Source organism: Rhizobacter sp., from assembly GCF_031412075.1.
Lineage (GTDB): Bacteria > Pseudomonadota > Gammaproteobacteria > Burkholderiales > Burkholderiaceae_C > Rhizobacter.
The window spans coordinates 18,659-30,939 of the sequence record NZ_JANOCG010000332.1 but is presented as its reverse complement, the minus strand read 5'-3'; the positions used below and the strand labels follow the sequence as shown (position 1 = coordinate 30,939).

Sequence of the window (12,281 nt, the reverse complement as noted above, 5' to 3'; positions counted from 1 at the left end):
GCCCAGGTTCTTGGGGTGGGCTTTGAGCGCGCTTTCCACCACCGCGAGCGCTGCGACGGCATCGCCTTTCGACGCGTGCAGGCCGGCGAGCAGCATGCTGGTGTCAACCGCTGGCTGCTTTTGTTCGGCGAGCAGCGCCGTGGCTTGGGCGATGGCGCCGGCCGTGTCACCACGCCGCGCCGTGAGCGCGGCCTTCATGGTGAGTGCACCCGGGTGTTTTGCGTCAACGGCCAGCACCTCGCTGAGCGACTTGTCGGCATCGTCGAGCCGCGCGGCAAGCAGGTAGAGGCGGGCCAGGCCGACCTTGGCGTCGATGTGCTCCGGCTTGAGCTCCACCGCCTTGGTGTAGCTGCCAAAGGCGCGCTGGATCTCGCCCTTGGCCTCGGAGATCTGGCCCGCCAGGTAGAAGGCCTGGGCGTTCTTCGGGTCGATCTGCAGCACGTTGCGCATCTCGACGTTGGCCTTGTCCCAGTCGGCCGTGCGCACGTACTCGGCGCCTTTTTCAAGCCCCGATTCAATGCGGTCGGCCTTGCTGCTGCAAGCGCCCAGGAGGGCGATGGTGCTGCACACGGCCAGGGTTCGCAGGGAGTGGTGGAGTGTCATGGGGTGTCTCGGTCAGTGGGTCGACAAGGCCGGCGTGGCCTGGCCGGTGAAGCGGGTGAGAAAGTCCTGGTAGGCGCTGTGGATGCCCTCGGCCAGCGGAATGCGCGCGCTCCAGCCGAGGTGTTTCATCACCGACACGTCGAGCAGCTTGCGCGGCGTGCCATCGGGTTTGCTGGTGTCGAACACGATGCGGCCGGGGTAGCCCACCACGCGCATCACGGTCTCGGCGATCTCGCGGATCGACAGGTCGGAGCCCACGCCGACGTTCACACACTCGCCGATGTCACTCGCGTCCAGGCGCTGCAATGCAAACAGGCAGGCCGAGGCGAGGTCGTCCACGTGCATCAACTCGCGCCGTGGTGTGCCGCTGCCCCAGACCACCAGCTCGCCGAGGCCCTGCACGCGGGCTTCGTGGGCACGGCGCATCAGCGCGGGCAGCACGTGCGAGCCCAGCGGGTCGTAGTTGTCGCCGGGGCCATAGAGGTTGGTCGGCATCAGCGCGAGGAAGTTGCTGCCGTGCTGGCGGTTGTACGCGGCGCAGGCCTTGATACCGGCGATCTTGGCAATGGCATAGGCCTCGTTGGTCGGCTCCAGCGCACCGCTCAGCAACGCACTTTCGGTGATGGGTTGTGCGGCGAACTTGGGGTAGATGCAGCTCGATCCGAGGAACACCAGCTTGCGCACCTGGTAGCGGTGGCAGGCCTCGATGACGTTGGCCTGGATGGCGAGGTTGTCGCGGATGAAATCCACCGGCTGCTGTGAGTTGGCCAGAATGCCGCCCACCTTGGCAGCGGCCAGCAGCACGTGGCTCGGGCGCTGGGCCTCGAAGAAGGCCATCACGTCGCCGGGCACGGTGAGGTCGAGTTCGGCGCGCGTGGCGGTGACGATGTGGTGATAGCCCTCGGCGTGCAGACGCCGCACCACCGCCGAGCCGACCAGGCCACGGTGGCCCGCCACATAGATGCGGCCTTCGTGCAAGGCTGAATCGTTCATGCTGGATCCAGCTCAGTCGGGCACGTGCTTGCGCAGATTCGGCGCGATGGTGGTGAGGAACGTCGTCAGGCGCCGGTCGGCGAGCGCGATGTCTTCACCCGGGGGCACGGGTGTGACCAGCCGCAGCAGCGCGCCGTCGGAGCGATGGCGGGTGATGCCGTCGTAAAGGATGAACCACTTCACCGCCAGCTCGTTGGTGAGAACCCGGCCGCGCTGGTTGAACCAGTAGTAGACGAGCTGGCGTTGGTCACCCTTCTGGATGATGACCCGGTTGACGCGCATCTCGGCGGCAGCGGCGCCCGAGACGCCGGGCAGGCTCAGCGGCAAGGGCATCTCTTCGAGCTGGGCGATCTTCCAGCCGCCGGCAGGCATGCAGGTGCGCGGCGAGTGGGCCGATTGACCGCTGCTCTGGGTGTCGTAGTAGGCGGTGTAGAAGTTGATCCAGGGCTCGCCGGGGCGGGCGTAGTTGGCGATCAGGTGGTCGTCGACGGCGAGTGTGGCGAGCACGTCGCGGTCGATGTAGTCGAGCCGCCCGCTCCAGCCGCCAGGCAGGCTCAGCGGGAATTGCGCGAGCGGTACACGCTCCGGGCGGATCTGTTCACGCGCCGGTGCGACCAGCGTGGCGACGCCCACCGCGGCGAGCATCAGCGCGCCCACCAGCACCGGCATCGAGAAGCGCCGGTCGTTGACCGGCGTGCCCTTGGCCACCGGCTCCGGGTATTCCAGCCCGAACACCGCGCGCAGCGACTCGCGCCGCCCGCCGATGCGCGCCAGCAGGCTCATCTCGGCCACCAGCAGCACCAGGCACAGCATGAACATGAACCAGCCTTCGAAGTCGTGCAGCAGGCCTTCGGCCATCTTGCTGCCCCAGTGTTCGACCGTGATGCCGATCAGCCCGATGCGCAGGCTGTTGATGACGATGGTGAGCGGGATGGTCGACAACACGATCAGTACCCGCTTCCACATCGCACCCTGAAAAAAGTAGGCCGCCAGGAAACCCAGCACCATCAGCGGAAACAGGTAGCGCAGCCCGCTGCAAGCCTCGACCACCTGCATCTTGAAGCTGCCGAGGTCGATCACGTTGCCTTCGAGGAACACGCTGATGCCGGCCAGGCGGATCAGCCACACGCCGATCTCAGACGACACCAGTTGCAGCTGTTGCGACAGCTCGCGCAACAGGAACTGCGGCAGCGGGATCATGAAAAACAGGATCGCCAGGGGCACCGCGATGATGCGTGTGCCGCGCCAGCCGATGAAACACACCGACAAGCCGAACAGCGCCACGATGAACCCGTATTGGCCGAACAGCCGGATGGCGCTGAACTCGCCCAGCAACCCGAGCGCCAGCGCCAGCGCGATGAGCAGCAGGCCCGTCCATGACCCGCGCAGCTCATGCAGGCGCAGCAGGTCGCTCTTTTGCCAGATCAGGAATGCGGCGATGACGGGAATGAAGTAGCCGTAGCTGTATTCCTCGACCTGGTCCCAGGTGGCCACCATGAAACGCAGGCCGGGGTAAAAGGCGGCGATCACGGCCATGCCCGCGAGCGCCACCAGCACCCAATGGGCGAGCGGAACCCGCCACACGGGGGCGGGGTGTTGAGAGATCGAAACTGAAGACATGCCAGGCACTCGGTCGGTGTTCATCGCATGCCAGGGCGCATGCGCGATGCAGGTTAGCGACGCTTTGTGACATCGGCATGGCTGAAACCCGCAGCGCGCTCGTGGGGGGGTGGTGTCAAGGCCTGGACATATTTCACACCTATGCTGGCTCGCTCCACAGGGGGCGGTGACGCGCAAGCGGATCTCCCGTTTCGCTTCGGCCTTTCTCGCTTGCAGCTGTTCGAGCCTTGCCATTCCCATGACCCCCAACGCACCCGCGGCCGACCCCTACCTCCTGCCCAGCATGTCGCTGCGCAACCGCGCCGCGCGGGCGGTGTGGGGCCTGGCCCACCTGTTGCTGGTGCGGCCCACGCCGAGGCCGCTGCATGCGTGGCGCGCGTTTGTGTTGCGACTGTTCGGCGCGCAGTTGGGTGCGCACTGCCGCATCTACCCGTCGGCAGAAATCTGGGCGCCGTGGAACCTGATCTGCGAAGACGCGGTCGCCATCGCCAACGGCGCGGTGATCTACAACGCGCTGCCCATGCGCCTGGCCTCGCACAGCACGGTGTCGCAAGGGGCGTACCTGTGCGGCTCGACACACGACTTCGACGACCCCGCGTTCCCGATGATCAGTGCGCCCATCCACATCGGCCGTTACGCCTGGGTCTGCGCGCGCGCGGTGGTCGGCCCGGGCGTCACCGTGGGCGACGGCGCGGTGCTGGGCCTGGGCAGCGTGACGATGCGCGACCTGGAGCCCTGGACGGTGTACGCCGGCATGCCAGCCCGCGCCTTGCGCTTGCGGAGACGGCCATGAAACCCGACCGCTCGATGATCGAGCAGCTGCGCCGTGGCGAGACCGAAGAACCCGGCCCGCGCAGCATCCACGCCCACGTCACGCGGCCCATCGTGCAGCAGCTCGTCAAGGCCGAGGCACACACGGTGCTCGACCTCGGTTGCGGCAGTGGCTGGTTCAGTGCGGCGCTCGACCGCTGCGGCTTTGCGGTGACCGGTGTCGACAACAGCGAAGCCAGCCTGAACCTGGCGCAGCAGCATTACCCGCATCTGGGCTTTCACCAGGTCGATGTGATGCAGCCGCTTGACGTGGGCTTCGCGCAGCGCTTCGATGCGGTGGTGGCGGTCGACGTGATCGACCACATGCCATTGCCGCGCAAGCTGATCGAAGCGGCCCTCGCGGCGCTGAAGCCCGGAGGGCTGCTCGTCGTCACGTCGAACTACCACGGCTATTCGAAGAATGTGGCACTTGCACTGGCAGGGCGCTTCGATTCACGCTGGGACCCGCTGCTCGACCACGGCAAGGTGAAGTTCTTCTCGCGTGCCACCTTGACCTCGTTGTTGTCGGAGTTCGATCTGCAAGACCTGCATTTCGAGACGGCCGGGCGCATCCCGATGTTCGCCCGCACGATGCTCATGGCGGCGCGCACGCGAGGCTAGTCGAGCGCACTTCAACGCAGCTCGATGGTGCCGCCCGCGTTGCCTGTCCCACGCAACTCGCGCACCTCGTTCCAGCCGTCGATGCGCCAGCGGTGCACGCCACCATGTGACGATTCGTCGTTGTGATACAGGTACAGGCCTTCGCCAATGCGCACGAGGGTCGGGCTGAAGGCGTTGCCGCTCATTCCAGCTTGCGAAGGTGGGCCAGAGCGCGTCGATGGCTGGCCGAATTGGGCGAGGAAAAGGCCGCTCTCGTCGAAATGCATGAACTGGTTCGCCTGACCGATGCGGCCGGTCTGCGGGTCCTTGTGGAACTCTCCGTGGTAGCCGTAGACGATGTGGCGTCCATGGGCCCAGACCGAGTTGCCGCCGTAGTGCGTGGAGCCGTCGTTCGCCTTGGTCTGGAAGCTGCCTTTGCCGTCAAGCCAACCGCTGGGGCTGGCTTGCCACAGCCAACCGGTGCCGCCGAGCGCGGCCGCGCCGAGGTGAAAACCTTCGTTGCCGACGACCGACGGGTCGAAGAACACCACCTTGCCGGAGGCCGTGACGGGAAACCGGGGCGGCATGCCGCTGAACGCTCCGCGGTAGTAGGGGGTGCCGGGGCGCGTGGGCACGCTCGCCAGCGCCACCGGCTCGCTGGCCCATACCGGGTCGCCGGTGGCCTGCGTGAAGCCGGTCAGTGGCAGGCGCATCACGATTTGCACCTCCCGGCCGGTCAATGCGTAGCCGAGATCTCCGTTTTCGTACATCACCTTGAGCGTGGCGCCGGGCAGCGCGCGCCCGAGCAACCCGACCACACGCAGCGGCCCTGAAGGCACGAGCTCGACGATGGCCTGATCGCTGCGGGTGCTCACCACGCCATAGGTGCGGCCGTTGGACAAGGTCTCCACCGAAACAAACCCGCCAAAGAGACCGTTGAAAGCCCGTCGATCGGCCAGCGCGGCAGGCAGGCTCGGAAGCCAGTTGCGAACCAGTCTCCATGACCGGCCGGGGCGCCAGGGTGAACCGGTGTCGGCGTCGAACTCCAGGAAATTGGCGAACACCCGACGCGGGTTCGTGTGGTCGACGGTGGAGGTGTAGAAGGCCGGCAAGTAGGCCACCTGGCCATCGCTCTTCGGAGAGGCGACATCCGTGCGGAAACGCAGCATGCGGTTGTTGCAGGTGTCGATGACCCACAAGCTGTTGTCGAGCGCGACGGCGATGGCGCTTTGCTCTCGCCCGTCACGGCCGCGAAAGCAGAGCTTGTCCGGCTGCACGACGGGGTCGTTCAGGTAGCCGCCCGCTTGGCCGATCACGGCTGCTGGCGGGCCAGACCCGTCAAAACGTTTGAGCTGCTGGCTGCTGCCCGCATCGGCAACCCACACCGTCTGGTCGTCGACCGGGTGGGAGGCGACCGCCACGGGTTGGCTGAGTCCCCCGAGTGTGGTGGTCAGGCGCGGGCGTGTTTCCAGGTCGGTGTAGCGCAGCACCTTGTTGCCCGAGATGGCCCACAGGTCACCGGTGGCGGTCATGGCGATCTGGTTCAGGGTGTTCGCGTTGAGTGGCACCGAGATCGTGCCGAGCGCTTCGCCGCTCGTCTTGTCGAACAGCCGAATCAAGTTCTTGCCACCGTGCGCCACGGCCAGCACGCGACCCCGGTTTTGCACCGCGAGGCCGGTGGGCGCCTCAGTGACATCGTCGTTCAGGTCGATGACGCTGGGGTGCAGGTGGCCCTCGTAGCAGGTGTTGCTGTTGGGTCGCTTGTTCAGGCAGACCGATCGACCTGCCGCGAAGGCTGCGGGTCGTGCCCCAGCCAGATCGAAGGCGCTGATGAAGCTGGTGCGAACCAGGCCGCCGGTGTTGGCCCAGTAGAGCCGGGTCGTGTCGGTCGCCAGCATCGACACGGCAGCGAATGCGTCGGTCGACGGGACCGGGCGGGTGTTGTGTTGGGGCGTTGCAAGCCGAAAGCCATGGATGCCCGGTTGCTGTTCGTTGTAACCCACGGCGTAGTAAGCCGTATCGCCGCGGATGGCGATGCTGGCAGGCGGCAGGTAAGCCTTGTGCGCCTGCGGTTCGCCGAGAGTGGCTGAACTGTTGCCGATCACACCTTCCCACACGTGGCTCAGCCGATGATGCAAGAGCCTGACCTCGTAGCGGCCAGGGCTCACGGGTGCCGCGTGGTCGTCGCGCCCGTCCCAGCTGCGCTCCAGCGCCCCGGCCGGATGGGCCTCGGCCCTCCACAGCGTTCGCACCAGCCGCCCGTCAGTGGCATAGACCCCGGCGCTGGTGGTCGCCGGGGCGGGCAGCACGAAGCGCAGCGCTGTGGTCAGTTCAGATGGGGTGGCCGTCTGGGCGAGGGTGAGCGCGGGGGAGGCGCAGGCCAGAACCGCGAGGCAAGCCGTGCGGAAGCGGCTCATGCATAGGCGGGACGTTGGGCACCCGACGGCTCACCCTGCGCAAGTTCGGCGAGCACCTGTTGCGCCTTGTGCGTGTAGGCGCTCCAGCTGAATTCAAGGGCGCGGCGCGCGGCCTGCCGCCCCATCTCGGCGCGCAGTTCGGGGCGGTGATACAGGTATTCGAGCCGTTCGCACAGGGCGTCTTCGTTGCGTTCCGGGATGATGAAACCGTCGATCCCGTCGCGCACGATGTCTGCAGGCCCATTGGCGGTCACGATGACCGGCAAGCCGCAGGCCATGGCTTCGAGCACGACCAAGGGCATGCCTTCGATCAATGTGGGAAAGACGAACACGTCCGCGGCCCGGTACATGGCCGCCAGCGCCGGGCGCGTCTGGTGCGGTGTGTGCTCGAACATGTCGGCAAACGGCTGCAGCGGCTGCGCGCTGCCCACCAGGCTGCCCACCAGTTGGAGTTGTGTGCCGCGACGCGCGAACTTGCGGTAGCCGCGCAGCAGGTAAGACAAGCCCTTGCGCTGGGTGAGCTGGCCTGCGTAGATGGCGGTGAAACGCCCGGTGCTCACCGGGTTCTCGGGGGCTGAAAAGGTCTGCAGGTCGACGCCATACGGCACCACACGCATCTTGGCGCGGGCAATGCCTTCGGCCACGAAACTGTCGCTCGCGTAGCTCGACCCGACCAGCACCGCGTCGGCCAGGCGAATCTCTTCGTCCAGCCGTTCTTCGTGGCCGTCGGGCCAATCGTCAAAGTCGGGCCACGTGACCGCAAAGCCGGGTTCGCGCTCGTTTTCTTCGAGCCGCACGCGCCGCCGATGGCGGTGGTGAGCCACGGGATAGTTCAGCACCGTGGCGCATTGGCCGTCAGCCTGTGCGGCCTTGAACGCCGGCAGTGCAAAACCTTCGTAGGCCACGACACACTGCGCCTGCGAAACATGGCTGCAAGCCGCTTGCGCGACAGCCTCACGGACCGACATGTAGAGCCGGTTCGTCCAGCGGTGGCGTGCGGCGGGCGGCAATGCGTGCAATCGCGCAATCGCAGCGGCGAGCAGGTCGGGCAGCACGCCCGCCTCTCGCGTAAGCGCTGCCAGTGCCGGGTCGGACATGCGGCGTCGGCCGAAACTGCTGTTGTAGACACGGCCAGCCCATGGCAGGGACGACAGCGCCCGCTCCCAGGCGCGCCCCTTGTTGGCGTAAGGCCGCACGTAGGCGCCGAGCGAGTCGTTCGCGGTCAGCGCCATGGCGAGTTGGTTGAGTTCGGGCGCGTTGAAGTTGACCACGAGCGTGCGCGGCATAGAGGTGCTGATCATGCGGCGGATGTTAGGGACGTGTTGTGACCGTTCGATGCACGGCGAGCCACGCCACAAGGCCTTGGTCGCTGACTCCATATCGCAATATTTGGTGGCTACATTCAATCGGACCCTCCCAGCGGCAGTGATCCGCCCACCATGAATATCCTGTTCTGCTCGGTCCCTTTTCGTCCATCCGTGGGAGGCATTGAAACCGTCTCGGCGTTGCTGGCGGAGCGCTTCCACAGCGCTGGACACAGCGTGGTGCTGGTCACTCAAACCGCCAGTCCGGAACCAGAACGCGAGCCCTATGCCGTGGTTCGAAACCCTTCTTCGGGCAGGCTGTTCGACCTCGTGCGCTGGGCCGACGTGGTGTTTCACAACAACATCAGCCTGCGTTTTGCGTGGCCGCAGCTGTTGCTGCGCCGGCCGTGGGTGGTGGCGCATCACACCTGGATCCCCCCCACCGGTCTCGCGGGCCGATTGAAGCGCCGGGTACTGAAACGTGCGCGCAACATCGCGGTCAGCCGTGCCGTGGCGGAGAGCTTGCCGGTTGACTGCAGCGTGGTCCCCAACCCGTACGCGGACGACCTGTTTGTTCGCAGCGACCTCGCGCCACGGCGTGGGCAACTGGTTTTTGTGGGCCGTCTGGTCAGCGACAAGGGCGTCGACATCCTGCTCGACGCGCTCGCGCTGTTGGCGCGCGGCGGCAAGCATGTGCACCTCACCGTGGTCGGTGACGGCCCCGAGGCGCCGTCATTGAGGCAACAGGCGACCCGACTGGGTATCGAAGCGCAAGTCGAATTCGTCGGCCGGCGCGGTGGTGCGGAACTGGTGGCGGTGCTCAATGAGCATCAGGTCCTGGTGGTCCCCTCGGTGTGGGAAGAACCCTTCGGTGTGGTCGCGCTTGAGGCCATGGCGTGTGGATGCGTTCCGCTGGTAGCCCGCAGCGGCGGCTTGCCCGACGCGGTGGGCGCGGCCGGTGAGGTGGTCGCCCGTGGCGACAGCGAAGCGCTCGCGCGCGGCATCGATGGGTTGTTGACTGACCCCGATGCGCTGAACCGCTGCCGCGCAGCGGCCGACGCCCACCTGGAGCGGCACACACGCGAGCGCGTGGCCCGCAGCTACTTGAAATTGATTGAAGATGCGCACCGCACGCATTCGTCCCAGAGCACCGCGCCCGCTGTTTGACGCAGCGCCTCGGCGTGTCGCGCTCGCACCCGGCCCGCACTTCATGGCCGCAGGGGCTGCGAATGAGCAGGCGCGTCGGCGCTTCGTGCGCACGGTTCTGATCATCTACCTGCTGGTCATCTTCGAGGGTGCCCTTCGCAAGTACGTCGCGCCCCAGTTTGGGCAGTACATCTTTTTTATTCGGGACCCGTTCCTGCTCTACGCCTATGTGTTGGCCGCGCGCTTCGGCTTGTGGCCGCGTGACAGTGTTTTCTTCAATCTCAGCGTTTTCATGTGCGTCTTCGGCGTGGCGTTGTTCGGATTGCAGTTGGCCACCGGTGGCTACAGCGAAACCCGTGTCCTGCTCGGTGCCCACGGCTGGCGCAGCTACTTTCTCTATGTGCCGCTGGCCTTCTTGGTGGGCGCACAGTTTCGGGCCGCAGACCTTGCCCGCTTCGCAAAGATCACTCTGCTGCTGGCGGTACCGATTGCGATTCTGGTAGCCGCGCAGTTTTTTGCCCCGATGAACTCACCGATCAACGTGGGCATTGCCGAAGAGAAGGAGCTTCAGTTCAAGGGCATGGGGCTGGATGCCAAGCACATCCGCACCACCGGTCCGTTCACCTCCACCGCTGGCTTGCAGCAGTTCGTGGTCACGGCCTGCGGGTTTGCGTTGGCTGTCATGCTGTTGCCTGCCTCCCGGCGCAGGCTTGGGTTGCCGCTGTTGCTCCTGGCAGGCGGTGCCATTCTCACGTGCGTGGCTTTCAGCGGCAGCCGCGGCACCATGCTGCAGTGCGTGATGGCCGGGCTGTTCGCATTGGCCATCGGCTTCGTGGGCCGTGGCGCTGCGCTTAAGGCCAAAGCGCTTGCGCTGCCCAGCGCCGTGGGAGCGCTTGCGGTTGTTCTCTACCCCATCGTGTTTCCTGTCGGGTTTGCAGCGTTCATGAATCGCTGGGAATCAGCCGCCGTCGCAGAGTCGAAGTTTGAAGGTGGCGTGATCGGCCGTGCCCTGTTCGGCTTCATCGATTTCACCCGCTTGTTCGACGTGACGCCCCTACTTGGCTATGGGTTGGGCTATGGCAGCAACGCGAGCATCCAACTGCGCGCCACCGTCGACGGTGTGATGCCCGGTGATCTGGCCGAGACGGATTACTCGCGCCACATGGTTGACCTCGGGCCATTGGTGGGCATGTGCTACATCACGTTTCGCGTCGTGTTGGTGGTGTGGCTCTTGCGGCTGGTGTTGTCGGCGACACGCCGAGTTTCGGACCCACTCCCGATGATGTTGTTTGCCTACGCTGGCTACACGCTTTTGTTGGGTCAGATCTCGGGACACGGTTCGATCACCGTGTATGGCTGGTTGTTCGTCGGGCTGTGCATTGCGGCGAGCCGCACAGCCCTCGAGTCTTCGATGGCATCTCCTCCAGGCAGTGCGTCACTGGCGCAGGGGCTGAAGCGCTTTGCGCGCGCCCGCTCGCCGACGGCGCGTCGCTGAGCCTCTGCAGTGACTGCACTCATCACTCGCCAACGAATCGCGCGGCTCGGCAGCTTCGCGTCGACGCAGCTCGCGGTCCAGGTCATAGGTTTCGGTGCGGGCATCGTGCTGGTGCGCTACATGGAGCAGGCGCAATACGGCTACTACACGCTTGCCGTGAGCATGGCGAGCATCGCTGTCATCTTGACCGATCTGGGACTCGCCACGGCGGTGATGGCGATTGGTGGGCGTCTGACGGGTCAGCGCCGGGCGCTTGGCGACATGGTGAGCGACGCAAATGCGCTGTACCGCCGCATGGCATGGGTTCCTTTCTTCATGCTCACGCCCTGTTTTGTCGTCTTGCTGATGCGTCAGCACGCAGCTCCCTGGCAAATTGCGGCTCTGGCCGTGACGATCGTGGCCACGGCAGCGCTGAGTGCCCGTGCCGGGGTGGCGTTGTCGGTCACGCGGCTGTTGGGTCATGCAGGTTTGCAGCAGAAGCTCGATCTGGGGGTCAACCTCGTCAAGCTCGGCCTTTTGATGGCCGCCACCTGTTTTTTTCTTGACGCCACCGTGGCCTGTCTGGTCAATCTGGGTGTTGCGGCGGCTGGCTTTGTCGTCCTCACTCGCCACCTGGGCGTGCACATCGACCTGCCCCAACACCCCACCGGCAGCCACGCGTCGGCGTTGCGAAAGCATCTTTGGAAGCAGGCGCCGAATTCGATCTATTTCGTCTTCAGCAGCCAGATGGCGTTGTGGTTGATTGGTGTTTTTGGCAGCACCGAACGCGTGGCAGAAATGGGCGCTCTGAGTCGGTTGGGCGCGCTCTTCACCGTCATTGGTGCCGTGTCGTCAGCGCTGGTCCTGCCCTATTTCGCCAGGCAAGACGGACGGTCGGAGCTTGCATCGGGCTTTGTCAGCATCAACCTCTTCTATGCGGCTGTTCTGGCGTCACTTGTCATCCTCGCCATCGCGATACCCGAGCCGATTTTGTGGGTCCTGGGCAGTGGCTATGGCGGGCTCCATTCAGAACTTGTCTGGATGGTCGTCGCATCCACCTTTGCTGCGTGGGGTGGAACGATCTACAGCGTGGGGTGCGCGCGCGGCTGGGTTCTGCCGGTCTGGCTGACGGTTTCGACCGGTGTGCTGGCCACGGTCGCAGCGGCCAGTGCGGTAGACGTTTCCACCGTGCGGGGCAGTTTCATGATCAACACCGCCAACGGACTCGTCGGCACGGTGGTGGCCGTCGGTTATTTCGCTTGGCGATTGCGTGGCCATGCGCGCCAGCAAGCGACCACACCGTGAAGCAAGGTA

10 protein-coding genes are annotated in these 12,281 nt (G+C 65.6%); 5 read left to right on the top strand and 5 right to left on the bottom strand.

Features of this window, described 5'->3' with window-relative positions; genetic code table 11:
- The 3 genes from RMO40_RS12140 to xrtD form a co-directional block, all read right to left on the bottom strand.
- Nucleotides 1-603 (bottom strand): tetratricopeptide repeat protein (locus RMO40_RS12140; protein ID WP_309721242.1); only part of this gene is annotated, 603 nt, incomplete at its 3' end.
- Between the two features lie 12 nt (nt 604-615).
- Nucleotides 616-1,596 carry an NAD-dependent epimerase/dehydratase family protein gene (locus RMO40_RS12135; RefSeq protein WP_309721240.1) on the bottom strand — a complete coding sequence of 327 codons (981 nt, stop codon included), beginning with the start codon at nt 1,594-1,596 and terminating at the stop codon, nt 616-618.
- A gap of 12 nt (nt 1,597-1,608) precedes the next feature.
- Entirely contained in the window at nt 1,609-3,216 is a 1,608-nt protein-coding gene (gene xrtD / locus RMO40_RS12130; RefSeq protein ID WP_309721238.1) for a VPLPA-CTERM-specific exosortase XrtD, read from the bottom strand.
- A 238-nt stretch (nt 3,217-3,454) separates the two neighbouring features.
- On the opposite strand from xrtD, the gene RMO40_RS12125 reads away from it, so the two are divergent.
- Complete coding sequence (locus RMO40_RS12125) at nt 3,455-4,009, top strand: putative colanic acid biosynthesis acetyltransferase (protein WP_309721235.1); 555 nt, start codon at nt 3,455-3,457, stop codon at nt 4,007-4,009.
- Nucleotides 4,006-4,647, top strand: a complete 642-nt coding sequence (locus tag RMO40_RS12120; RefSeq protein ID WP_309721232.1) for a methyltransferase domain-containing protein — start codon at nt 4,006-4,008, stop codon at nt 4,645-4,647. The genes RMO40_RS12125 and RMO40_RS12120 overlap by 4 nt, the downstream gene beginning before the upstream one ends.
- An 11-nt stretch (nt 4,648-4,658) precedes the next feature.
- Here the strand turns inward: RMO40_RS12120 and RMO40_RS12115 are convergent, their stop codons facing one another.
- Together RMO40_RS12115 and RMO40_RS12110 are read right to left on the bottom strand one after the other, a co-directional pair.
- Nucleotides 4,659-7,043 (bottom strand): FlgD immunoglobulin-like domain containing protein, encoded by a 2,385-nt coding sequence (locus RMO40_RS12115; RefSeq protein ID WP_309721228.1) that lies wholly within the window; start codon nt 7,041-7,043, stop codon nt 4,659-4,661.
- A complete protein-coding gene (locus tag RMO40_RS12110) occupies nt 7,040-8,344 on the bottom strand; it encodes a glycosyltransferase (RefSeq protein ID WP_309721225.1) in 1,305 nt (434 codons plus the stop codon). Before RMO40_RS12110 ends, RMO40_RS12115 begins: the two co-directional genes overlap by 4 nt.
- 138 nt (nt 8,345-8,482) lie before the next feature.
- Here RMO40_RS12110 and RMO40_RS12105 point away from each other — a divergent pair, with 138 nt between their 5' ends.
- The 3 genes from RMO40_RS12105 to RMO40_RS12095 are packed head-to-tail and all read left to right on the top strand — an operon-like array spanning nt 8,483 to nt 12,272.
- Nucleotides 8,483-9,514 carry a glycosyltransferase gene (locus RMO40_RS12105; protein ID WP_309721222.1) on the top strand — a complete coding sequence of 344 codons (1,032 nt, stop codon included), beginning with the start codon at nt 8,483-8,485 and terminating at the stop codon, nt 9,512-9,514.
- Nucleotides 9,468-10,988 carry a hypothetical protein gene (locus RMO40_RS12100; protein WP_309721219.1) on the top strand — a complete coding sequence of 507 codons (1,521 nt, stop codon included), beginning with the start codon at nt 9,468-9,470 and terminating at the stop codon, nt 10,986-10,988. Before RMO40_RS12105 ends, RMO40_RS12100 begins: the two co-directional genes overlap by 47 nt.
- Nucleotides 10,989-10,997: 9 nt before the next feature.
- Nucleotides 10,998-12,272, top strand: a complete 1,275-nt coding sequence (locus tag RMO40_RS12095; protein WP_309721216.1) for a hypothetical protein — start codon at nt 10,998-11,000, stop codon at nt 12,270-12,272.
- Nucleotides 12,273-12,281: the final 9 nt, after the last annotated feature.